The 23,832-nt window shown below is 65.9% G+C and carries 22 protein-coding genes; 6 read left to right on the top strand and 16 right to left on the bottom strand.

What is annotated here, in order from left to right:
- Positions 1–48 precede the first annotated feature (48 nt).
- The 7 genes from R8G01_16350 to R8G01_16320 form a co-directional block, all read right to left on the bottom strand.
- Complete coding sequence (locus R8G01_16350) at positions 49–1,131, bottom strand: ABC transporter ATP-binding protein (GenBank protein ID MDW3215572.1); 1,083 nt, start codon at positions 1,129–1,131, stop codon at positions 49–51.
- The gene (locus tag R8G01_16345; GenBank protein ID MDW3215571.1) at positions 1,128–2,180 is read right to left on the bottom strand and encodes an ABC transporter ATP-binding protein; all 1,053 of its coding nucleotides are present in this window, start codon (positions 2,178–2,180) and stop codon (positions 1,128–1,130) included. Before R8G01_16345 ends, R8G01_16350 begins: the two co-directional genes overlap by 4 nt.
- Positions 2,177–3,115 (bottom strand): ABC transporter permease, encoded by a 939-nt coding sequence (locus R8G01_16340; GenBank protein MDW3215570.1) that lies wholly within the window; start codon positions 3,113–3,115, stop codon positions 2,177–2,179. The genes R8G01_16345 and R8G01_16340 overlap by 4 nt, the downstream gene beginning before the upstream one ends.
- A gap of 13 nt (positions 3,116–3,128) precedes the next feature.
- Positions 3,129–4,070 (bottom strand): ABC transporter permease, encoded by a 942-nt coding sequence (locus tag R8G01_16335; GenBank protein ID MDW3215569.1) that lies wholly within the window; start codon positions 4,068–4,070, stop codon positions 3,129–3,131.
- A gap of 6 nt (positions 4,071–4,076) precedes the next feature.
- Positions 4,077–5,021: an aldolase/citrate lyase family protein gene (locus R8G01_16330; protein MDW3215568.1), complete on the bottom strand. Its 945-nt coding sequence runs from the start codon at positions 5,019–5,021 to the stop codon at positions 4,077–4,079.
- A complete protein-coding gene (locus R8G01_16325; GenBank protein ID MDW3215567.1) occupies positions 5,018–5,482 on the bottom strand; it encodes a hypothetical protein in 465 nt (154 codons plus the stop codon). Before R8G01_16325 ends, R8G01_16330 begins: the two co-directional genes overlap by 4 nt.
- An 87-nt stretch (positions 5,483–5,569) precedes the next feature.
- On the bottom strand, positions 5,570–6,355 hold the full coding sequence (locus R8G01_16320; protein MDW3215566.1) for a hypothetical protein: 786 nt from the start codon (positions 6,353–6,355) through the stop codon (positions 5,570–5,572).
- Between the two features lie 212 nt (positions 6,356–6,567).
- Between R8G01_16320 and R8G01_16315 the strand changes: the two genes are divergently transcribed.
- Complete coding sequence (locus R8G01_16315; GenBank protein ID MDW3215565.1) at positions 6,568–7,509, top strand: TIGR03619 family F420-dependent LLM class oxidoreductase; 942 nt, start codon at positions 6,568–6,570, stop codon at positions 7,507–7,509.
- A gap of 86 nt (positions 7,510–7,595) precedes the next feature.
- Here R8G01_16315 and R8G01_16310 read toward each other — a convergent pair whose 3' ends face one another.
- The 5 genes from R8G01_16310 to R8G01_16290 form a co-directional block, all read right to left on the bottom strand.
- A complete protein-coding gene (locus R8G01_16310; GenBank protein MDW3215564.1) occupies positions 7,596–8,528 on the bottom strand; it encodes a CoA ester lyase in 933 nt (310 codons plus the stop codon).
- A complete protein-coding gene (locus tag R8G01_16305; protein MDW3215563.1) occupies positions 8,515–9,231 on the bottom strand; it encodes a class II aldolase/adducin family protein in 717 nt (238 codons plus the stop codon). The genes R8G01_16310 and R8G01_16305 overlap by 14 nt, the downstream gene beginning before the upstream one ends.
- Positions 9,232–9,324: 93 nt before the next feature.
- Positions 9,325–11,061: an ABC transporter substrate-binding protein gene (locus R8G01_16300; GenBank protein MDW3215562.1), complete on the bottom strand. Its 1,737-nt coding sequence runs from the start codon at positions 11,059–11,061 to the stop codon at positions 9,325–9,327.
- Positions 11,062–11,176: 115 nt separating this feature from the next.
- On the bottom strand, positions 11,177–11,959 hold the full coding sequence (locus tag R8G01_16295; GenBank protein ID MDW3215561.1) for a GntR family transcriptional regulator: 783 nt from the start codon (positions 11,957–11,959) through the stop codon (positions 11,177–11,179).
- Positions 11,956–12,852, bottom strand: a complete 897-nt coding sequence (locus R8G01_16290) for a CoA ester lyase (GenBank protein MDW3215560.1) — start codon at positions 12,850–12,852, stop codon at positions 11,956–11,958. Before R8G01_16290 ends, R8G01_16295 begins: the two co-directional genes overlap by 4 nt.
- Positions 12,853–12,981: 129 nt before the next feature.
- On the opposite strand from R8G01_16290, the gene R8G01_16285 reads away from it, so the two are divergent.
- A complete protein-coding gene (locus tag R8G01_16285) occupies positions 12,982–15,327 on the top strand; it encodes a CoA transferase (GenBank protein MDW3215559.1) in 2,346 nt (781 codons plus the stop codon).
- A gap of 39 nt (positions 15,328–15,366) precedes the next feature.
- Here the strand turns inward: R8G01_16285 and R8G01_16280 are convergent, their stop codons facing one another.
- The 3 genes from R8G01_16280 to R8G01_16270 all read right to left on the bottom strand — a co-directional run bounded on the left by R8G01_16280 (position 15,367) and on the right by R8G01_16270 (position 17,680).
- Positions 15,367–16,464, bottom strand: coding sequence for an amidohydrolase family protein (locus tag R8G01_16280; protein ID MDW3215558.1), 1,098 nt, complete (start codon positions 16,462–16,464; stop codon positions 15,367–15,369).
- A 106-nt stretch (positions 16,465–16,570) separates the two neighbouring features.
- The gene (locus R8G01_16275) at positions 16,571–17,488 is read right to left on the bottom strand and encodes an aldolase/citrate lyase family protein (GenBank protein ID MDW3215557.1); all 918 of its coding nucleotides are present in this window, start codon (positions 17,486–17,488) and stop codon (positions 16,571–16,573) included.
- Positions 17,489–17,680: a hypothetical protein gene (locus tag R8G01_16270; protein ID MDW3215556.1), complete on the bottom strand. Its 192-nt coding sequence runs from the start codon at positions 17,678–17,680 to the stop codon at positions 17,489–17,491.
- 450 nt (positions 17,681–18,130) lie between these two features.
- Here R8G01_16270 and R8G01_16265 point away from each other — a divergent pair, with 450 nt between their 5' ends.
- From R8G01_16265 to R8G01_16255, 3 genes are all read left to right on the top strand, one after another.
- Complete coding sequence (locus R8G01_16265) at positions 18,131–18,913, top strand: enoyl-CoA hydratase-related protein (GenBank protein MDW3215555.1); 783 nt, start codon at positions 18,131–18,133, stop codon at positions 18,911–18,913.
- Between the two features lie 46 nt (positions 18,914–18,959).
- Positions 18,960–19,373 (top strand): hypothetical protein, encoded by a 414-nt coding sequence (locus R8G01_16260; protein ID MDW3215554.1) that lies wholly within the window; start codon positions 18,960–18,962, stop codon positions 19,371–19,373.
- 99 nt (positions 19,374–19,472) lie between these two features.
- Positions 19,473–20,750, top strand: a complete 1,278-nt coding sequence (locus R8G01_16255) for an amidohydrolase family protein (GenBank protein MDW3215553.1) — start codon at positions 19,473–19,475, stop codon at positions 20,748–20,750.
- A 28-nt stretch (positions 20,751–20,778) separates the two neighbouring features.
- Here the strand turns inward: R8G01_16255 and gdhA are convergent, their stop codons facing one another.
- Positions 20,779–22,119 (bottom strand): NADP-specific glutamate dehydrogenase, encoded by a 1,341-nt coding sequence (gene gdhA / locus R8G01_16250; protein ID MDW3215552.1) that lies wholly within the window; start codon positions 22,117–22,119, stop codon positions 20,779–20,781.
- Positions 22,120–22,585: 466 nt separating this feature from the next.
- Between gdhA and R8G01_16245 the strand changes: the two genes are divergently transcribed.
- Positions 22,586–23,707, top strand: coding sequence for a helix-turn-helix transcriptional regulator (locus R8G01_16245; protein ID MDW3215551.1), 1,122 nt, complete (start codon positions 22,586–22,588; stop codon positions 23,705–23,707).
- Positions 23,708–23,832 lie beyond the last annotated feature (125 nt).

Below are 23,832 nucleotides of genomic sequence, written 5' to 3'. Positions count from 1 at the left end.
TGGTTGATCGTGACGTGCAGCAGAGCGCGTTCACCGAACGGGACCTCCTCATGACACGACGTTCGCCGGGGCGAATCCACTGGGTGAGTCGATGAGCACGTCGACGGTGTCGCCTTCCAGCTTGGGTCCGGTCGTGTGGAGGTGGCACGCGACCGTGCCGCCGTCATCGAAGTTCAACACCGGCGGCACCTCGTGCCGGCAGACGTCCATCGCGTAGGGGCAACGAGTGTGGAAGCGACAGCCGGACGGTACCGCGGTCGGACTCGGCACCTCGCCGGTGAGCAGGATCCGACGCCGCGACCGCTCGATCGTGGGATCGGGGTGTGGGATCGCCGACAGGAGCGCCTGCGTGTACGGATGGCGTGGATGACCGTAGACCTGCGCAGCCGTGCCGAGCTCGCCGATCGCGCCGAGGTACATCACGGCGATCCGATGGCTGACATGGTGCACGACGAACAGGTCGTGCGCGATGAACAGGTATGCGACACCGAGACGTTCTTGGAGATCGCTCAGCAGGTTGATCGCCTGCGACTGCGTCGACACGTCGAGCGCACTGACCGGCTCGTCGAGGACCAGCAGTCGAGGTTCGACCGCCAGTGCCCGAGCAAGGCTGATGCGTTGCCGCTGCCCGCCCGACAGCTCGTAGGGGTAGCGACCGAGGTGGTGCCGGTCGAGTCCGACCATGCCGAGGAGTTCCTCGGCGATCGGCATGCGTTCGTTCCGAGCGACGTCGCGGTGGAAACGGAGCGGCTCGGACAGGAGCTGCCCCACCGTGAGCTTGGAGTTGAGTGATCCGCTGATGTCCTGGAAGACGGCTTGCATCTCCGAGCGGAGCCGTCGGAGCTCGCCCCCCTTGACGTTGGTGATGTCACGGCCGTCGAAGACGATCTGGCCGGCGTCGGGCTCGAGCAGGCGGAGCGCCAGGCGTCCCAGGGTCGATTTGCCCGAACCGCTCTCGCCGACGAGTCCGACACTCTCGCCTGGTCGAACGGTGAGGTCGACCGAGTCGACCGCGACTGCGTCCGGATCGCTCCGAGCACCGGACTTGAACACTTTGCGGACACCGATCAGTTCGAGCAGCGCATCGTTGCCCGAAGCGTTCACATCGCTCGTTCGGTCGTGTGCGCTCATCGCTCGCTCCGCTCGACGGTGGCCCTGAGTTCGAGTTCGTCGTGGTGATGGCATCGCACCGCTTGGCGGTCACCGACGCGTTCGATCGGCACGGCCTCGGTCCGGCAGATCTCATCCTGGTACTGACATCGTGGCTGGAACCGGCAGCCAGTCGGGAGTCGACCGGGGTGGGGCGGCGATCCCGGAATGGTCTCGAGCCGGTGACCCTTGAGGTCGGGATGGGGAGCCGTACGGATCAGCGCTTCGGTGTACGGATGCTTCGGACGATCGAACATGTCCTCGGTCGCTGCGATCTCGGCGACCTGGCCGCCGTACATGATGATCAGCCGCTCGGTGAGCCCGGCGAGCACACCGAGATCATGGGTGACGAACAACACCGCCATACCGAATTCATCGCCGAGCCCTCGGATGAGCTCGATGATCTGCGCCTGGACGGTGACATCCAGCGCCGTGGTCGGCTCGTCGGCGATGAGCAGCTTGGGCCGACACACCAGCGCCATTGCGATCATCACGCGCTGCTGCATTCCACCGGAGAACTGGAACGGATACTGCTTGGCCCGGAGTTCGGGATTCGGAATGTCGACGAGTCGAAGCATCTCGACCGCACGGGCCCACGCGGCCTTCCGACCCACGTGCTCATGGGCCCTGACGGATTCGGCAATCTGTTCACCGACGGTCCACGACGGATGCAGGCTCGACATCGGTTCCTGGAAGATCATCGCGATGTCACGACCCCGGAGCGACCGGATGTTCGACGCCGTCATCGTCGCGAGATCATGGCCCTCGAACAGGATCCGACCATCGAGTTGATGGCGCTCAGGCAGCAAACGCATGATCGACAGCGCCGTCATCGTCTTGCCCGAGCCGCTCTCACCGGCGAGTCCGACCATCTCTCCCGGGTGGATACGGAACGAGACGTCGTCGAGAATTCCGACCATGCCGGTCTCGGTCGGCAGAGCGAGCGAGACATGATCGAGCTCGAGGAGCGCGGTGCGCGACGGTTCGGCCGGCTCGGGGGAGGTCGGCGGGAGTTGGTCGTCGTGCGTCATCGAACCCTGCCCAACGCGTCGCGCAGCCCGTCACCGATGAGATTCAGCGACAGGACGGTGGCAGCGATCATCAGACTCGGCGGCAGGATCATCCAGGGCTCCCGCGAGATGAACTCGAATGCGGACCGGAGCATGATGCCCCAGCTCGACTGTGGCGCCTGCACCCCGAGACCCAGGAAGCTCAGGCTCGCCTCGGCGATGATCGCGGTGCCGATGGCGAGCGACACCTGCACGATCAATGACGACGAGATGTTGGGAAGGACATGACGACCGAGGATGTACCAGTTCGGTACGCCGACCGCCCGCTCGCTCTCGACGAGTTGGCTCGTGCGCATTCGGAGGACCTCCGATCGGATCAATCGGATGAAGAGCGGCGTGAAGTACACACCGAGCGCGATGATCGCGTTGCGGAGACTCGCGCCGAGCACACCCGCCACGGCGAACACCAGGATCAACGGCGGGATGCTGAGCACGATGTCGACCAAACGCATCATCAACCAGTCGAGTTTGCCGCCGACGTAGCCGGCGAGCATTCCGACGGGGAGGGCAACGACCAGCGAGGCGAGCACCGAGCCCAGACCGACCAGGAGTGACACCCGCGACCCGTGCAGCAACCGACTGAGAATGTCCCGTCCGATGTCATCGGTGCCGAGCCAACGCCTCCCGGCCTGGGAGCACAGATCGTCCCCACATTGGGTGAGGGGGTCGGCGAAGACGAGCCGGAGCTCGTTCTTGTTCGGGTCGAGCCCGGTCAGCCACGGAGCAGCGAGAGCGCTCACGACGACCGCCACGAGCACGACCAGGGAGATCAGCGCAGCACGATTGCGCAGGAAGGAGCGGAGACGCCGTCCCTCGAGGCGTTCGGGCAGCTCGTCCGCGATGGTCACGTCCTCGGCAGCAAGAGCGCTTCCGGAGTCGGCAGGTCGGTTCACCATGTGGTTGTTCCTCCTACTTCGATTCGAACCGCAGGCGCGGATTGAGTTTCATGTTGATCACGTCGGAGATCAACGTCATCACCACTGCGACGAGCACCGCGATCGGAATGACCCCCTGCAGGATCGGGAGGTCTCGTTGGATGATCGCGTTGACCGTCAACCGCCCGAGGCCGGGCAGCGCGAACACCTGCTCGATGACGACCGCACCACCGAACGATCGGGCGACGTTGACACTGACCACGGCGAGCGCCGGCGAAATCGCGACCCGGAGCGCGTGCTTGTTGACCACGGTTCGCTCCGGGAGTCCCTTCGCCCGGGCGGTGCGGATGTAGTCGGTCTCGAGCGTGTCCACCAGTCCGGCCCGGATCTGACGGGTCAGTTCGGCGATCATCACGCCGCTCAGAGCGAACATCGGCAGGATCATGCGCTTGGCCCATTCGGTCGGGCTCTCACCGAACGCCACGAATCCGGCGAACGGAACGAGATCGAGCCAAGCCGCGAAGACCACGATCAACCACAACCCGACGACGAAACTCGGCACCGCAACACCGAAACTGGCGAACAACGTCGCGACGCGATCCGGCCACTTGCCTTTGGATCGACCGGCGATGATGCCTGCCGGCACACCGACCAACAATGCGAGCACGAGCGACCCGATCACGAGTTGGAGCGTCACGATCCATCGGGATGCGATCTCGGCCGTGACCTCGCGCTTGGTGAACAGCGAGCGGCCGAGGTCGCCCTGCACCGCGTTGCCCACCCACTCGACGTAGCGGACGGGCAGCGGCTCATCGAGTCCGAGCGCCTGGCGGATCTCCTCGACTCGCTCGGCGCTCGCATTCTCACCCGCGAGGGTGACGGCCTCGTCCCCTGGCAGGAAGACCGTCAGCAGGAACACGAGGAACGAGACGACGAGAACGAGTGGGATGATCGCCAGGAGGCGGCGCCAGATCATGTCAGGTCACCGATCCGTCGCGCCGAGTTGACGCGCCCAATCGAGGTTCATGCGAGCAGATCCGACATGCGCGATGTGTACGACGTGCCCTTCGCCCTGATTGGCATCGCCGTAGGTGATCGGCCCGGTGTCGTGGTCTTCGGCTTCGCTCGCCAACCGGTCGAGGTCGCTCCAGTAGGCGATCTCGTCCTCGCTGGGAGTGAAGACCTCGTGCGCGATCTCGATCAGGGAAGGGTCGCCGATCATCATCCCGCGATAGCCGAGATCGCGGAGTTCGAGCGCCCATCGACGGTACCCCTCCGTGTCGTCGAGGTCACCGCCCCACATCCCGCTGATCGGCCAGAGGACACCCGCGGCTCTCGCATCGATCAACGCCTTCGACCGAAGGTACAACGACTCGCGCCCCTCGGGCGTCCAGCGGAATCCGATTGCCTGATGAATGTCGCCGAACCGCGACACCGCCCCACCCATGTAGGCGACCCGTTCGGACGCCGCGCCGATCTCGTACGCGTTGTTGATCGCTCGAGCGGTCTCGAGAATCGGATAGATCGCCGTTGATCCGCGCTCACGGCCGGTTTCCACCTCGACACCGTCGAGGAGCGCCGATGCCGCGATGACGTCGTGGGACGACTGCACCTTGGGGAGCAGGATGCCGTAGAGGGAGGGACGCATCACGGCGTTGAGATCGCGGAGCGTGTGGCCGCTGTCGATCGGTTGCACCCGCACGAACAGCAACGGCGACTCCGGCCCGGTCGGCGCATCGTCGAGGAAGTCGCGGACCAGGCCTCGGGTGCGCTCACGCTCGGACTCGGGAAACGGTGTGCGTGGTTCTTCGATGTCGATCACGACGGCGTCGGCGCCGTGGGACATGCATGCGGCGAGTTCGGCCTCGTCGCTGCCGGCGGTGAAGAGCGCCGTGCGGAGCGGACGTGCGGATTGCTTCGGGCTCATGGCTGCACCTCGCCTTCGGCCGTCGACGTCTCGGCGGCAATGTGAGTGGTGCGGCCCACGGGGTTCTCGAAGAACACGTGCAACAGCTTCGACGCCCGCACGATCCGGTAGCCGTACACCGTCCCCGGCGGCACCCATGACACGGTGCCTGCTCCGTGTCGGGTCCCCTCGATGGTCGTGTCGCCGCGATGCCACGCCAGGGCGTCATCGCCTTGGTAGAACTCGATCTCGCCATCGAGCACGTACTCGACGCGCCGGGCATTGTGCTTGTGCGGCCTGACGATCGCGTCGGCCGGGTGTTCGATGTAGTACACCCAGGGCCCGGTGTCGGAATCGCCGCCCATCCACTTGATCCGAGCACTGCTCCCGCGCGCAGGGCGCGCCTTGTCCGGCGATGCAGCCAGATCGAGCCATGGGACCTCGTCGATCTGCTTGAAGAACACATCGGATGCACTTGCCACTGGTCTTCCCCCTGTCGAACCGAGTTGGTCGGACCCCGTTCGGTCCCCTCCAACGAGCGTCTCGGTCGACCTTAACATTAAGATGATTTAGCCTTCAACTCGAATGTCGACCGCTCCGTCGGGGATCGGCGAGAAACCGTTGACGAGGCCTCCCTCGACGATCGGAGGGCTGCCCCGCTCGACGGTTTGGACCGACGCAGCGCTGCGGTAGTTCAAGAACGCGAACCCGTCATCGGCCCGGAAGCCGTACCGCCGATCGGCAGCGACCGCAAGTGTGTCGCCCGCATCGAGGGTGTGGGCACCGAGACGGATCGGTCCTTCCAGGACGTGGATCAGCTCATCGACGGAATGACTGTGCGTCGGCGAGACATAGGCCCGATCGCGCGACGTGAAGAGCAAGGTCAGATCGCACCCCTCGCACGTGGAATCCGCGTAGTAGCGCGAAGCCCGCCCCGGCGAGATCGCCGCGAGCCAACCCTCGGGGCCCACGATGTGCACGGACGAGCGCCGCTCCGCTGTTCCGCTGCGAGACGTCGCGGACGGCTCGACCGGACCCATGTGGAGCACGACGCTGGGAACCGCCGTTCGAACGACCGGGTGCGCCTCTGATTCGATCACGACCGACCCTCCGGCCGGGCAGGAACGACCGCCCACGTCCAACTCACCCGAGCACACGTAGAGCGCCTCATCGCCATGGACATCGGGCAGGTGGATCTCGGCGTTCGCCTCGATCGACAGTTCGACGAGCCAGAGCGAGTAGTCGGCCGGGCCCAGCATTCGAGCGACGAGCGCGCCGTCGACGACATGTCCGTCGATCGGGTGCGCCGCCGACGGCTCGGTCTCGTCGTAACGACAAACCGCAAGACCCTTCATGGCACGACTCCCTCTTCGATGCTCAACTGCTCGGACCGAGGCGGTCCACGTCCGTGGACAACCATGCTGACGATCTCACAGTATCATTGCAATGATAACATCTCTGTGACGTACCGTTCACGTCCATCAGGAGGCAACATGCTCATCTCGGTCGATTCCGATCGCATCGGCCCCGGCAACTCGCTCTGGGTCTCAGTGCTTGACCGCTCTCGATGACCGGGCATCCTGTTCCTCGGCTGGGGATTCATCTCCAGAATTTCCAGGAGGACGACCACCCTGACTGGGCCCGACTCCTGGCCAATGCCGAAGCGGCGGATCGCAGCGGGATCGACAAGTTGGTCGTGTCCGACCACGTCGCATTCGGTGAGCGGCTCGATGAGTACGCCCGGCCGGAAGTCGGCGGTGTTGCCGGTGGCCGACAGCCGACGGGACCCGACGGGCATTGGCTGGAGCCCGTCACCTTGATGTCGTTCCTCGCTGGACGCACGACCAACGTTCGTTTCGCTTCACATGTCCTGTTGGCGGCACTGCGGCGCCCGATCGTGCTCGCCAAATCGCTGTCGACACTCGACGTGCTCGCCGACGGTCGAATCGACATCGGGGTCGGCGTCGGCTGGCAGCGTGAGGAGTACGACGCGGCCGGCCTCCCGTTCGACGACCGGGGGCGACTGCTCGACGAGTGTCTCGACCTCTGCACCACGATGTGGCGGGATCGGGCGGCGACGATCACCGCTGGTGACGCGACGGTCGAGCGCATCCACCAGATGCCCAAGCCGGTTCAGCCAGGAGGCGTGCCGATCTGGATCAGCGGGCGGGTGTCCCGTCGCGTCGCACGACGGCTCGTTCGGTTCGGGACCGGATGGATTCCATGGGGCGACGACGCGGACGATCTCGCGACCAGCCTCCCACGACTGCGTCGGATGATGACGGACGAAGGAGGAGATCCCGGTGGACTGCGGGTCGTCGGCAACCTCCCCACCCAGACCGGCGCCGACGGCTCCCGGGATGTGCCGTCGACGATGGCCGTCGCCGAGCAGCTCGTCGATGCCGGCGCCACCGACCTCGTGGCGCGCCTACCGGTCGCTGCGTCCGAATCGGCCGAGGAAGTCTTCGGACTGTGGGCCGAAGCATTCCATCGTCGCTTCAGGACCTGATGGGTCGTCGCCGCGTTCTCGCGACACCATCGGACCCGCCATACCGGTGGTGAGATCGACCACCCGGAGCCCCCGGAAAGTGCCTGTCAGTCGTCACCGTCGGGCCTCGAGGTGTTCTCGCGCACCTGTGCCGCATCGTCCAACACACGGCGCGCGGTGTGACCCATCGCGACATCGACCATCCGCCCCTCGAACGTGACCGCCCCCGTGCCCGATTGGGCCGCATCGGCGAGGGCCCGGACGACCGCGCCGGCCCTGACGACGTCCGCCTCGGACGGGGTGAACACCGCGTTGACCGTCCCGACGTGCGATGGGTGGATCACCATCATGCCGCTGTACCCCAGTTGTCGAGCCTGCAGAGCGAACTGCTCGACTTCCGCCGGTTCGGCCAGGGTCGACACCAGACCGGTCATCGGATTGTGGATGCCCGCCGATCGGGCTGCGACGAGGACCCTGCTGCGGATGTAGAGCGTCTCCCATCCGGCGACGGTCCACTCGAAGCCGATGTCACGTGCGAGATCGCCCTCCTCCGAGGTTCCACCTCCGAGATAGGCCACCCGCTTCGAGGCCCGAGCGACTTCGTCGATGGCCACGATCGCGTCGGCGGTCTCGATGATCGGCCAGATCGCAACCCGTCCGAGCGGGAGTCCGCGATGGCCCTCCAGCCACGCCAACCGGTCGGAGATCAGCCTCACGTCGTGGGCCGAGCGGATCTTCGGGACGAGGACCGCCTCCAGATTCGCGCCGACCACCGCGTCGAGGTCGTCGTCGAGCAGCCCGGAGTCGATCGAGTTGACGCGGACCATGCCGTACGGGCGCGTGCTGGGGGAACGCTCCGACAACCACATCGCAGCGTTGGCTCGTGCCGACGACTTGCCGGCCGCAGCCACCGCGTCCTCGAGATCGAGAATTACGGCATCTGCATCGCGTTCGCCGGCACGCTCGAGAAAATCCGCTCGCTGGGCCGGCAGGAAGAGGGCGGAACGGATTCGTGGTCGAGCTGGATCAGCCGATCGCATCGCCGAACAACTCGGGATCGGACCGCGTGATTCGACGGACGTTGGCAGCCCACATGTTGGGAATGAAATGCCGCCGATAGGCGAGCTTGCCGCGCTCCGCTTCGGCATCGGGGAACTCGGTCCCCCCCGCCGCTTCGGCCTCGAGGTGGTATCGAGCTGCGACTTCGAGCATCATCGCCTCGATCGTGCACTGCTCGAGGGATTGCGAGGCGATGATCGCACCATGGTTCTTCACGATGACGACGCGCTTGTCGCCGAGTTCGGCGGCCAATTCGTTCCCGTCGACGGGCGGCTTCGTCCCGTCGTCTGCGTGCAGCACTTGATCGTCGAAGAACAGGACCGATCCGACGTTGTACATCCCGATCGGCCGACCGAGGGTCGCAACGACCGAGGCCCAGTGCGAATGCGTGTGGATCACCGATTTCACATCCGGACGGTTCTGGTAGATCGCGGCGTGGAACTGGATCGCCGGTGAGGGTTCCCAGTCACCTTCGAGGCGCTCGAGGTCGAAACCGGCCTTGATCACCATGTCCGGGGTCGTCTCCTCGAAGTAGCCGAACGGCGAGACCCAGAAGCCGTCGTCATCGGCACGCTCGCTCACGTGACCGGCGACCATGCTCTCGCAGCCGTTTCTCGCCAGGATGCGGCGAGCCACTGCGATTCGGAGTCGCGGGTCGGTCAGTTCAGGTTCAAAGGTCGACATCGGGAACTCCTCGTGATGTGATCAGGTCCTGGGTGCCTCGCACGATCGCGCGGCACCCAGGACCATGGTGTGGGGGTCAGGGAAGGTGACGCCTCACTCGGCGGCGAAGTAGACGGGCACCGAGACGAAGTCGCCGAACTGGCACGTCGTGTACCCCCGCTCCACGCCCTTGAACTCGGGAACGTAGGCGACCAGCCCACCGTTGTGGAACATCGGAACCGACAGGGCGTTCTCCATGACGAGCCGCTCGACTTCCTGGTAGGCCGCTGCCCGGGCGTCCTGATCGACGGTGGCAGCGCCCTCGGCGAGCAGTTCGTCGATACCGTCGACCGTGGTCCCGGCCGGGTTCGAGTTGGCGTCCGAGGCGAACTTCTGCTCGAGCATGAGACCCGGGTCGGAGGTGCCGCGGAAGGCGGTGATGGCGACCGGCAGATCCTTCAACTGGTACAACCGGTTGTTGATCTCGGCGCCGGTGACCGACTCGAGCTCGAAGTTGAAGCCGCTCTCGCTGACCATGTCCTGCACCGCTGCGGCGAGCCTCGTGTAGTACGGGTGCTCGATCTGGCCGACCGTCAGATCGACACCGTCGGGATAACCGGCCTCGGCCAGCAGCTCACGAGCCTTCTCGGGATCGAACGGATACAGGCCCTCGACGCCGGGATCATGGGCCCAGCTGTCGGCAGGGATGGGCGAGTACGCCGGCGTACCCGAGCCTTCGGTGAGCACCTCGGTGAGCAGGTCACGGTCGATGGCGTGCTGGAGTGCCTGACGCACTCGAATGTCATCGAACGGTGCGATCTCCCAGTTGATGTAGATCTCGGAGTATTGCGGCGATGGGGTGATCGTGTACTCGACGACCCCACGCTCGGCGCCGGCTACTGCCGAGGGCAGATCGGTGTCCTTCATCGCCGAGTAGTCGACCTCGCCGCTCTCGATCCGGTCGACCTGGAACTCGCTCGCCGAGCCGAGCATGTCGATGCCGGCGAGGAAGCGCTGATCCTGGTTCCAGTAGCCGTCCCACGCCGAGACGTGGATGTCCTCGGCCGGGGTGTGGCTGTCGTAGACGTAGGGGCCGGCACCGATGCCACCGTTCGCTCCATAGGTGTCACCGTCGGCTTCGACGGCCGTCGGGGATGGCACCATGCCGGCGCGGTCGGCGAGGACCGCAGGCAGGATGCCGGCACGGGGCTGGGACAGGTTGAGCACCACCGTCAGGTCGTCAGTGACCTCGATCGACTCGATCGACTCGAGCTGACCGGAGATCGCAGAGGCCGGATCGTTCTTGCCGCGCTCCAGATGTGCCTTCACGGCTTCGGCATCGAACGGCGTCCCGTCCTGGAAGCTCACGCCTTCTCGGAGGTTGAGCACGAAGGTGTTCTCGTCGGGCGACTCCCACGACTCGGCGAGGCCCGGAGCGAACGTGCCGTCGGGAAGCGCGTAGATCAACGAGTCGTACACCCATCGCAGCATCTCGACCTCGCAGGGGACGACACCCGTGACGGGATCGAGCTGCTGGACGCCGGCGGTGCCGATCAGACGCAATCGCCGACTCGTATCGGCATTGATGTCCGAGCTGGGCTCGTCGGCGGGCTCCCCGGTCGGTTCGTCGCCGGAGTCGCCGCCGTCAGCGGGCTCTTCGGTCGGTTCGTCGCCGGAGTCGCCGCCGTCAGCGGGCTCTTCGGTCGGTTCGCTCGCGGAGCCACCGTCATCTGGCGCTTCCGTCGTCGGGCTCGCATCGGTGTCGTCGTCACCTCCGCAGGCGCCCACGAGCAGGCCACATGTGGCCAGAATCGCGAGAGCAGTAGTCGAGCGTGGAGTGGTCCTCTTCATGCTTTCCCCCTTGTTGTTCGGTCGCCCGCGGACGCCGAGCGGCAAAACTCACAATGTCAGATGATTAGGAGATTGTCAATCATTATGTCTTTAGAGCCGTCGTCGGAGCCGACGATCATCCCGGGCGGTGGGTCGTCGCCCGCAGATCGGTCGCATCGACGACCACATCGTCGGCACCCGACTGGGCATGGATCTGCGAGACCGCGAGATGCGACCCGGCGAGACGGATCACACCCGAGCTGTCGCCGGCTGCGATGAGGTCGACGATGCGGGCATGAGCCCGCAGACCCGCCTCGCGAATCTCGCGCCCCGGGTACTCGACGGTTCCGGCAGCCGACTGGGCCCACGCGTGCTCGCGCGTCGACCACAGCACCTCGAGCACTCCGACGACCGCCTTCATGGTCTCGTTGCCGCACTCGTCGACCAGCACCTCGTGGAACCGACGCATGTGCCCCACGAATGCGATGTCGTCCATCAGCGACTCCTCAGCGAGGCGGTGGATCTCCGAGAGTCGTTCCACGGCGGATACACGGTCGGGCCGGGCCGCGCAGAGCCCGGCGCACGCCGGTTCGAGACGCACGAGCGCTCGACCGACGTCGGCCACACTCACCGACCTGTTCTGCAGGACGAGTCCGAGCATGTAGGCCGCATCACGGGGTTGAGGGCGGTGGACGATCGCACCACCCTGATTCCCTCGCCGGACGTCGATCAGTCCCTCGGTCTCGAGCACACGCAGTGCTTCCCGAACCGATGGCTTGCTGACTCGGAACTCCGTCAACAACTGCTCCTGCTTCGGCAGGAAGTCGCCGTCGCTGTACTCGCCGGCCATGATCCGATCGCGAAGAATGCCCGCGATCAGTTCAGCCAGACGGGGCTGACGGAGCTGCTCCCCCGTCACTGCACGACCCCCAGACGTCGAGCTCGCTCGAGACCTTGGCGAGCCGTGAGCACGTGCGCCTCATCGACGACTTCACCGCGGAAGCGAATCGCTCCGTTGCCGGACTCGTGCGCCTCCTCCATCGCGGCGAGGGTCGCGGTCCACAACTCGATCTCGGAGTCGGGCGGCGAGAAGACCTCGTTGACCACCGACACATGGCTGGGGTGAATCACCATCAGTCCTTCGTATCCCAGCCCGGCGGTGTGCTCGGCGAACCGCCGAAGTCCGTCCAGATCCTCGATACCGCCCCACATTCCCGAGATCGGGTTGACGACACCGGCGGCGCGAACGTCGAGGAGCACCTTCGACCGGAAGTACAGCGTCTCGAGGCCCTCCTCACTCCAGCGGTATCCGATGGTGCGGGCGATGTCACCGCGCTTCGAGATACCGGCTCCCATGTAGGCGATTCGAGGCGAGCAGGTGGCGATCTCGTACGCCTGACGGATCGCCTGCGGCGTCTCCATGAGCGGATCGAGGGCGATCGAGTTCGGTGGCAGACCGCGCCGGCTCTCGATGGCGGTGAGTTCTTCGTCGACCTCGACCACGTCGTCGAGACCGGCGACTTGCGGAAGCAGCACGGCGTGAAGTCCGTCGACGACGACCCGGTCGAGATCGGGACGCCAGTGTTCCGATCGGACGTCGTTGATGCGCACCATCACGGCCGGCTGGGACGGGTCGATACCGCACGACTCGGCGACCTCGGCCACCGCCCGACGACCCTGGTCCTTCTCGGCAGGAGGCAGAGCACCTTCGAGGTCGAAGACGACGGCATCGGCACCGGCGCGTGCCGCTTTGGGCATCCACGCCGTCCGATTCCCGGGGACGAACAACAAGCTTCGTACCGGTCGCACCATCGCGACTCCTTCGTGTCACGCCCATCCAACGATGCGGATCCGCCAACGCTCGATGGGCTATTGTCGAGTGTTGTAGCAATGATTGATATCACATCCAGCACGGAAATGCTCGATGAGAGAGGGACGTCAATGACCACCGCACTCGAGGGTGTCCGCGTCGTCGATGCCAGCCGACACATGTCGGGTTCGATGACCGGCATGATGTTCGCCGACAACGGTGCCGATGTGATCAAGGTGGAGTCGCCCGACGGTGACCCGAATCGCGTCCATGATGGCTTCAAGGTCTGGAATCGCGGCAAACGGAGCGTCGTGCTCGACCTCACCGACGCGACGACCGCCGACGCCCGCGATGCCCTGATCACATGGGCCGACGTCGTGATCACCGACATGCGGCCGGGCGTGGCAGAGCGGCTCGGGCTCGGTCACGCCCGAACGAGCGAGTTGAACCCCCGGCTGATCACCGTCGAGATCACGGGCTTCGGCGAGCACGGACCGCTGGCCGATCTCGTCGGCCACGAGCACGTGGTCGCCGCGAAGTCCGGCCGGATGGCGTCGCTCAAGGGATACCGCGATGGTCCGATCTTCACCCCGGTGCCGATCGCCACGTACGGCGCAGCGATGCTCGCGTCGCAGGGTGCGATGGCTGCCCTGCTCGAACGTTCCCGGAGCGGTCTGGGCCAGCGGGTCCACACCAGTCTCCTCCATGCCCTGGTCTCGTACGACATGATCAGCGGCCACGGAAGCCGGACCCATCAGGTGGACGATTCGGGCCGGATCTTCGGTGTCATGCCGCTCGCCTTCATGACCGCCAAGACCAAGGACGACCGATTCATCCAGATGTGCAGCCGACAGCCGCATCTGTTCCGCAACTGGCTGACGGCGCTCGGCGTCGTCGACCTCCTCGACGAACCCGGCCTCGAGCACATGCCCGACCTGCTCCCGTCGGAGGCCGACCTCGAACGGGTCCGCGCGATCCTCGCCGCCCGCATGGAGGAGCGCACCTTCGACAAGTGGATGGACGTGTTCCTCGCCAACGACATCGGCGGCGATCCGTTCCTGAGCGCCGAAGAGTTCCTCCTGCATCCGCAGGCGATCGACAACGGACGCGTGGCGACGGTCGAGTCACCGACGGTCGGCACGACGACCCAGATCGGGCCGATCGCTCAGATGTCGGACACGCCGTCGGTCATCGGCGTCGGCGAACCCGTGCTCGGCGCGCACACCGACGAAGTGCTCGGCAACCTCGAACCGGTACGTACGCCCGCGACCGAGCCGACCACTCCGGTCAGCCGGCCCCCGCTCGAGGGCATCACCGTGCTCGAACTCGGCTACTTCTACGCCGCCCCCTTCGGCATGACGCTCCTCGCCGAACTCGGCGCCCGGGTCATCAAGGTCGAGCCCCCCGCCGGTGACCCCACGCGACGCAACTGGCTCACGGTCTACCAGAAGGGCACGGTCGGCAAGGAGAGCGTCGTCGCCGACCTCAAGACGCCCGAAGGCCTCCAGATCGTGCACGACCTCGCCGGGCAGGCCGACGTGTTCCTCCACAACTTCCGCCCCGGGGTACCCGAGCGACTCGGCATCGGGTACGAGCAACTGGCCGAACTCAATCCCCGTCTCGTGTACGTCTACGGAGGCGCATTCGGTTCGAGCGGACCGTGGGCCCGACGACCTGGATTCCACTCGTCACCCAACGCCATCTCCGGTTCGGGGATCATCGAGGCGGGCCGGGACAACCCGCCCATCAACCGCACCTACGCCGACCCGGCGGGCGCATTGGCGTGCGCGACCGCAACGCTGCTCGCCCTCTCGGCTCGTGAGCGAACCGGCCGCGGTCAATACGTCGAGACGACGATGCTGGCGTCGATGGCGTACACGGTGTCCCGGTGGAGCGTGCAGTACGACGGCAAGTCCGACCACGGCCCGATGCCCGACCAGGGTCAACACGGGTTCCACGCCTTGCACCGTCTGTACGAGACCGCCGACGGCTGGCTCTTCGTCTACGTTCCCGACCGCGACGTCGGCCGATTCGCAGAACTCCTCGACGTCGCCATCGTCGACGACGACCGATTCGCGGACGAGTCCTCACGTCGACGGCACGACACCGAACTGGTCGCCACGATCGGCGACGCGCTCGGTGAGCGCAGCGCCGACGAGTGGGAAGAATTGCTGGTGGGCGCCGGCCTCGGATGCGTCCGTGCCGACGGCATCGATCACGGGCAATTCATGCTCGGCAGCGACCAGACCCGAGCCAACGGGCTGTCCATACCGGCCGCATTGCCCGACGGCGAACAGTTCCATCGCAGTGCGGGGACCGTCGATTTCTCACGGTCAACGCGTGCACTCGGGAGTTGCGAGACACTCGGCACCTCGACGCGCAAGGTGCTCGCCGAGATCGGTCGCGACGAGGTCGAGATCGACCGACTCGAAGCACAGGGCGTGACCGCGCCGGTCGGCCACGGACTCGACAGCTGACGACGGCTCCGGCCGAGACGTTCGCGCCGACCGGGCCGATCACCCGACGCCGTAGAGACGCGCGGCGTTGCCCGCGATCAGCAGGTGCTTCTCGTCGTCGGGAACGCCGGCTGTCTGGCTCTCGATCGAGGCCTTCGACTTGGGCCAGTCGGAACCGCCGTGCGGGAAGTCGCTCGACCACATCATCTGGGTGAGGCCCACGCGGTGCCGATTGGCCACCCCGTACTCGTCGGTGATGAACGTCGACGCGATGTTCGTGTCGAAGTACTCGTCGGGCTTGCGAGCGAGTCGTTTCTGGTCCTCCGGGGATTGACGGAGGAAGCGATCGGTCATCTGTTCGCGCAGATACGGGATCCAGCCGCTGTCGACCTCGACCAGCACCAGGGTCAGGTCTGGGAACCGATCGAACACCGCACCGTTGATGAACTGTGACGCGCGAACCGGCACGTCGAAGAAGCGCATGTCGCCGGTGAGCTTCATCCGCTTCTTGTCGCCCTGCGCCTGGGTGGCGAACGACACGTGGATCGAGATCGGGACCTTGCGCTCGGCAGCCGACGCCCACAGCGGATCGTCGGAGGCATCCATGACCTCGCCGCCGTGGGGATACTGGCCGATCATCGCACCCCGGATTCCTGGGAGCGACGTCGCCCGCTCGAACTCGGCAACCGCTGACTCGACACCGGCATTCGGGACCATCGCCACTCCCCACAACCGGTCAGGATCGTGTGAGCAGAACTCGGACAGCCAATCGTTGTATGCGCGAATGCAATCGACGTGGAACTCCTTGTCGTCCCGATTCCAGAACAACGAGTTCCCGATTCGTGGGGTCGGGTACAGCACCTCGGCGTCGACACCGTCCTGGTCCTGGTCCTCGATTCGCGGTGCCGGCAGGTATCCGCCGGGTCGCATCTCGTCGGCTCGGATCCACGGGCTTCGCACCTCGAGTGGCAGCCCGGCCGAGCAGTTGCCACCGAAGTTGATCGGATCGAGAGCACCTTCGATCACCCATGCGTCACCCTGATCGAATCGCTCCACCCGCGGCGCGCGATCGCGGTACTTGGCCTGGACGCGTGTGGTCCACAGATCAGGCGGCTCGTTGATGTGGCTGTCGGCGGAGATGACGGAATAGGAACTCATCTTCTCAATCTTAGATAGTTTTTGGGGTGGATGGAAAGACTGAGTTCTTCGGCGCTACCCCACAGCGCACGTTCGGCAGCCGCAGCCAGGACGTGAGTGCGCGAGGTCATCGAGGTGCCTCTCCGACCAGACCGAGTCGACGACCGAGCTCGAGCTGCTCGCGGAGCCGATCCAGGGCCACCAGGTCGTACACCCGACCGTCGAGATGCGCCACGTGGTCGCCGGTCTTCTCAACCTCCTCGAGTCGGGGCACGAGGCTCGAGAGATGCTCGAGTTCGTCGGTCGTCGGGGTCAAGGCCTCGTTGACGGCACGCACGATGTCGGGGTCAGCGGCGCAGTGGACACCCGAATACCCGAGCGCCCGATTTCGTCGAGCGAAGTCGACAGCGCCTTCGACGTCGCGTCGGGCAGTCGTACCACCGCCGATCGGGAACGGCACGCGGGCCGCGCGCACGTCCATCAACACCTTGCTCCGCAGATAGTGGGTCTCGACGCCATCGTCGGTCTGCTGATAGCCGAGAGCTCCGCCCAGGTCGCCGTAGATGCCGCCCTCGACACCGCCCATGTACGCAACGAGTGCGCTCGCTGACGCGATCTCGTACGCGCCGATCACTCCGAGCGGGGTCTCGATCACGGGACGGACCAGGACGCCGGCGAGGTCACCGCCGACGTCAGCCACCCTGGCGACGAAGTCGGATACGGCGCGACCATCTTCGACCTTCGGGATGTTCAGGCAATGGACGCCGAGCCCCTCGCTGGCGGCGAGGTCGTCCGCCTCGAGCGCTCCGCCGTTGACTCGAACGAACAAGAGACTTCGGGCGGCGCGCGCGATGTCGGCGATCGCGGCGAGGTTGGCTCTGGCGTCGTCCTTGGCGGCGAGCGGGGTCGAGTCCTCGAGGTCGACGCAGAGCGCGTCCGGTTCCGACGCCGCGACCGCCTCGACCTTGGCCAGATCGTGACCACCGAGGTACACGAGGGTTCGGACCCACTGCGGAGCGGGTCGTGAGGTTTCGGGATGGGGCATTCAGGTCTCCTTCTGGATGAATACGAGATCGTCGCGTTCGGCACGTAGCAGGCCATCGCGATCGATCAGCGAAGGTGGCGGCGCCGGATCGATCGTCGCCGTGATCGACCCGCGGCCATTGCGGCGCTCGGCCGCGACGCGGCCGCGGCCGCGTTCCCCACGGGCCCACACGGCACTCGTGTCATTCGTCATTCGGTCGGCACGTCTCAACGGGTCACCTCACTCACGACGATCCCGGCGACGCGCTCTCTCGGGGCGGACGGACGGACTCGGCGACCTGCGAAGCGTAACACACTAATGTTTACTGCCTTAATAATGTTAAGATGATGACGTGACAGCGAACGAAGTGACCGTCGAGACCGCTGGCGGTCCGATGGGCGCCGCGCCGGGGCAGCTGGCGAGGCACCGACCGCCGGCATCCTCGTCGTGATCAAAGCGTCCGGAGTGAACGATCACATCCGTGACGTCGGCTCGCTGCGCCACGGCGCAACCGACGCCTGGCATCGCGTCGCGGGTGCACTCGCCGGCGAACTCCCCGCCGACGGATCGGCCCGGGGCTGACGGCGGGGCAATCGCCGATTCGGCTGGTGCAGCCGGTCTCTGGGAAACTCATCGAGCTCTCGCAACTATCAAGGAGCAGCAATGGAAACCATCGACATCGAACACCGTGATGGCGTCGCGATCGTCCGGCTCGACCGCCCGCCGGTCAACGCGGTCAACAAGTTGATGATGCGCGAATTGACGCAGGCGTTCGACACGATCGGTCAAGATCGGTCGATCGGCGCCGCGGTGCTCAGCGCCTCGGGCGAACGTGCCTTCTGCGGCGGCATCGATCTCAAGGAGACCGCATCGGACGATCCCGAGCAACACGACGACCTGCACGCACTCCTGGACCCGTTCTGGGAATGGCGTCGGACACAATTGTCGATTCGGGAATGCCTGGTTCCGGTGATCGGAGCCATCGAACGAGCGGCGATCGGTGCCGGCTTCGGACTCGCCGGTGTGTGCGACCTCGTCATTGCCGGCGAGAAGGCGACGTTCGGGCTGACCGAGATCAAAGTCGGCCTGCTCGGTGGCGCCAGCAAAGCGCTTCGGTTGCTCGGCCCGTCGAAGGCGCGGCGGATGATGTTTCTCGGCGAGATGGTCGACGCGGCCGAGTTCTATCGCCTCGGTGCGATCGATGAGGTCGTCCCGGAGGGATCGGCCGAGGATCGCGCCATCGAACTGGGAATGCAGATGGCCGAGAAGAGCCCAATCGCACTCCGGCTCGCGAAGGAGTCCATCCTTCGAATCGAAGGCGACGAGTTGATGGGCCGGTACCGGACCGAGAACGACTACTCCAACCGCCTGCGAACCTACGACGACTCCCGAGAGGCGATGCAGGCGTTCCTCGAGAAGCGCGACGCCGACTGGAGCTGGTCGTGACGCAGCACAGGCGGCCGTCGGACATCTCCGAGCGTGCCGTCGTCGGATGACCGAGCGACCGCCCTCCCTCGCCGCTCGCGTTCCGATCTCGCTGGCAGACCTCCCCACCGCCGTCTCCGTTGCCGATCCTGCGGGCGGTGAACCCACCTGGCGAAAGACCCTGGTCGATCCGACGAGCGGTCATGCGGTGTTCTACGTCAGGTTCGCGCCGGGTCAACGCGGCGAGCCGCACTGGCACCCTTCCGACACCCTGTACGTCTTTCTCGAAGGAAGCCTCACGATCGAGGACGAGGCCACCTACGCCGCCGGTGAGGTCCGATTCGTCAACGGAGGGTTCGCCTACGGAGCCGAGATCGGCGGTCCGGACGGATGCCTCTTCATCTTCATCAGCCTCGGTCCGTACGGTCGGTTCGACCCCGATGAACATCCCCCGCCCGCCGGGCGTTGGGACGCCAAGTGACGGTCGCACCAAGGACGCGGCACTCGTAGTGCTATCATTACAATAATTCACATCGACGCGGTCGAAACGCGCTGCGTCGACGACTACCCAGGAGGGACGATGGAGTCCACTGAAGCCACCACAGACGCCACGTCCGGCCGCTCGACCGAGACGTTCTTTCGTGGCATTGCCGACCAACCACGTACGGTCACCCTGCTGCCCGACCCGGAACCCGCTCGACGTCAGTTCACGATCATCTCGGCAGACGATCATGTCGTCGAACCCCCGGACACATTCGAAGGACGTCTGCCGGCAAAGTTCGCCGACCTTGCGCCACGCATCGTGGAGAGTGACAACGGCGGCGAGGTCTGGCTCTTCAACGACCAGTTGCGTCCCGACATCGGCCTGAACGCCGTTGTCGGACGACCGATCGCCGAGGCATCGTTCGAGCCGAAGCGCTTCGACGAGATGCGTCGAGGCGCATGGGACATCGATGCTCGCGTCCGAGACATGGATCTCAACGGCATCTACGCTTCCGTGAACTTTCCATCGGGACTTCCGGGGTTCGCCGGCCAGCGCCTCCAGCTCGGCGTCGAACCAGAGCTCGGACTCGCCACCGTGCGGGCCTGGAACGACTGGCATATCGAGGCATGGGCAGGGCCATACCCCGACCGGATCATCCCGTGCCAAGTTCCCTGGATGCTCGACCCGGAGGTCGCTGCCGCTGAGGTTCGCAGCAATGCTGAACGCGGCTTCAAGGCGATCGCGTTCACCGAAGCGCCCGAGAAGCTCGGGTTGCCGTCGCTGCACACCGGTTACTGGGACCCCCTGATGGCCGCGTGCGAAGAGACGGAGACGGTCGTGTGCCTGCACGTCGGTTCGTCGTCCACCACACCGACCACCTCATCGGATGCGCCGCCGGAGACCGTTGGTGTGTTGTTCTTCGGCTACGCGATGTTCTCCGCGGTCGACTGGCTCTTTTCCAAGATCCCGGTTCGGTTCCCGAACATCAAGATCTGCCTGGCGGAGGGCGGCATCGGCTGGGTGGCCGGAGTGCTCGATCGTCTCGACCACGTCGGCCGGTACCAAGAACTGTTCGATACCTGGAAAGGCGTCGAGCCGACGCCGGCCGAGGTGCTTCAGCGCAACTTCATGTTCTGCGCGATCGAGGATCCATCGAGCTTCAGGATTCGAGATCGGATCGGTGTCGATTCGCTGCTCCTCGAATCCGACTACCCGCATCTCGATTCGACGTGGCCGTACACGCAAGAGGTCGTTGCAACTGCACTCGCCGACGCGACACCCGACGAGGTGCGAAAGATCACATGGGAGAACGCTTCCAAGCTGTTCCGCCATCCTGTTTCGGCAGCCATCGCCGCCGACCCCGACAACTTCTAGGCGGCTGTACGTTCGGCTGCCCCGACGGTCACACGAGACCGAGGGCGTCCATCGCCAACGCGACGCGTTGGAAGCCGGCGATGTTGGCGCCTCGGACGAGGTCGCCCGGGGCACCGAAGTCGTCGGCGGTCGCCGCGCAGGTCTCGTGGATGTTCGTCATGATCTCGTCCAGACGAGCCTCCGTGTGAGCGAAGGACCAGGAGTCGCGCGACGCGTTCTGCTGCATCTCCAGCGCCGACGTCGCCACACCCCCGGCGTTGGCCGCCTTCCCCGGCGCGAAAGCGACACCGGCGACGGCGAACGAACGCACGGCATCGGGCGTGCAGGGCATGTTCGCACCCTCGGCGACCGCGATGCATCCGTGGTCGATGAGCATCTTGGCGTCGCGACCGGACAGCTCGTTCTGGGTCGCGCAGGGCAACGCCAGTTCGGTCGGCAGGTCCCACACGTTGCCGCCTTCGACCACGACGGCCTTGGGGCGCCGCGCGGCGTAGTCGGCGACGCGACCGCGCTCGACCGTCTTGACCTGCTTCAAGACGTCGAGGTCGATGCCGTCGTCGTCGACGACGTAGCCCGACGAGTCGGAACACGCGATCACGTGAGCACCGAGCGCCTGCAGTTTCTCGATCGCGAACACGGCGACGTTGCCCGATCCCGACACGATGGCGGTACGGCCGTCGATCGAACAGTTCCGCGCTGCGAGCATCTCCCGCAGGAAGAACACCGCGCCGTACCCGGTCGCCTCGTTCCGCACCAGCGCACCGCCCCACTCGACACCCTTGCCGGTGATGACGGAGGACTCGTACCGGTTGGTGATGCGCTTGTACTGCCCGAAGAGGTAACCGATCTCACGCGCCCCGACACCGATGTCGCCGGCGGGGACGTCGGTGTACTCACCGATGTGCCGATACAGCTCGGTCATGAAGCTCTGGCAGAAGCGCATGATCTCGCCGTCGGATCGACCCTTCGGATCGAAGTCGCTGCCGCCTTTGCCGCCTCCGATCGGCATGCCGGTCAACGCGTTCTTGAACACCTGCTCGAAGCCGAGGAACTTCACGATGCCCGTGTTCACGGACGGGTGGAAGCGCAGCCCGCCCTTGTACGGGCCGAGCGCGCTGTTGAACTCGATCCGGAACCCACGGTTGATGTGGAACTCGCCGCTGTCGTCCTGCCACGGCACGCGGAAGACGAGTTGCCGCTCGGGCTCGCACAGCCGCTGCACGATCTTGTGCTCGAGCAGTTCCGGGTGCTTCGCCACCACGGGCCCGAGGCTCTCCAACACCTCCCGCACCGACTGGTGGAACTCCACCTCGCCCGGATTGCGGCGTAGCACCTCGTCGAGGACGTCCTCGAGCTTCTCGTCGATCATCCGATCCGTCTCCTTCGCGCCAGCTGCGGAATCAGGGGACTCGCAGCGCAGTCGCGACGTCCACCACGGACGGGGCGGCTCGGTCAACATCGGTCGACCGAGCCGACGACCCGTTCCGGGCACGACGCTGTGCACGAGGCGGTCATCGCCGCTCGGGAAGGTACCGGCGTCGGCGACGACCGGCGGGTCCCATCACGCTGGCTGTACGACGGCAACGATCCACACGGAATGGCGACCGGTCGTGTGACTCCTGCTGTCGTCGCAGCGATCACGCCGTCGGTGGTCACGCACTCGACGCGTCGCTCAGACGAGCCCCTTCGCGCTCGTCACCGGCGATCCTCGCCAAAACTCGCCAAACCTCGCCAAACCTCGCCAAACCCTGCCGATCCTCGTCGAACCCGGGGATCGACCGGTTCTCGTTGCTGATGATGGAGAGGTTCGAGGTAAGCATTGCTAATCTCCGGTCATGGACCGCGTCGGTACGGGTTTCGGCGGTCTCGACGCGGCGCTCGGCGGCCTGATCTCCGGCGACAACGTTGCGTGGATCTGCGACGACCCGGCCCTGTACCGATCGCTCGCGGCTGGGCTCGTGGGGAGCGCGTCGCGCCCCGGACGTCGGGCGATGTTCGTGTCGTTCCGTGCGGGCGACCCGCTCGCGCTCGAGGGTGTCACGATGATCGATGCGACGCCCGGCTCCGAGCTCGCTTCCGCCAGGCAACTCGTCGACGCGATCGAGCGCCATGTCAGGGACCACGACCCCACCTGCCTGATCGTCGACGACCTCGGAACCGTGATCCGCCGCTGGGGCGCCGATGCTGTGGCGGCATTCTTCGAGCGTGTGTGCCCTGCCATGTTGGAAGCCGGCGTCACCGCGTACTGGCAGGTCGGCTCGGCCCTCGGCCCGTCGTTCATCGAACACGCCCGGCAGATCACTCAGTGTCTCCTGGATGTTCGCCACGACCGGCTCCGCGTCCTCAAAGCGGAAGGTCGACCCGACGCCCTGCACGGGATCTCGTACCGACTGCAGCACGATGAGGGCGACGTCGATGCGGTCCCCCCACCGGCGGGCGGACGTCTCGCCCGTGGACTGGCGACCATCCGCAAGGAACTCGGCCTCTCCCAAGCCGAGTTGGCTGCGGCAGCAGGGGTGACCGCGAGTGCGATTTCGCAGGCCGAGAGCGGAACGCGCGGACTCTCACTCGACACGGTGATCACCCTGGCCGACCGGCTCGGCGTCTCGATCGACCGGCTGCTGTCGGCCGGGAACCCGCGGTCGTACCACCTCGCCCGGCACGACCGCGCCCGCAACGTGCCGAACTCGACGATCGCAGCGTTGGCAACCGACGTCACGACCGGTCTGCGCATGTTTCTCGTGAACCTGCCAGGCGACGAGCGCGGCCAGCCACCGTTCGATCACCGAGGCGTCGCCGCGATCGCACCGCTGCGCGGCCTGATCCAGATCGAGCTCGACGACGATCGCCCGGTGCTGCGGGCCGGCGACGTGCTGATCGTCGAGAACGGCCGAGTCCGTGCGTGGCGGAACCTCCGAGCGCACGACGCCGCCTGCCACTGGATCCTGCGCGATTGAGAACGGGACGCTCGGGCACCTGGACACCACCCCGACAGCACCGCTCACCCGGCGTGCCCGACCGACGGGACCGTCATACGGTCCGAGGCACACCGGGGGGGTCCGGGTGGATCTGTCGTTGGAGA

The sequence above is a fragment of the Ilumatobacteraceae bacterium genome (assembly GCA_033344875.1).
In the GTDB taxonomy this organism is placed as follows: Bacteria; Actinomycetota; Acidimicrobiia; order Acidimicrobiales; family Ilumatobacteraceae; genus Ilumatobacter.
The sequence above is the reverse complement of the archived record's forward strand: the minus strand, read 5'-3'. Positions and strand labels throughout refer to the sequence as shown.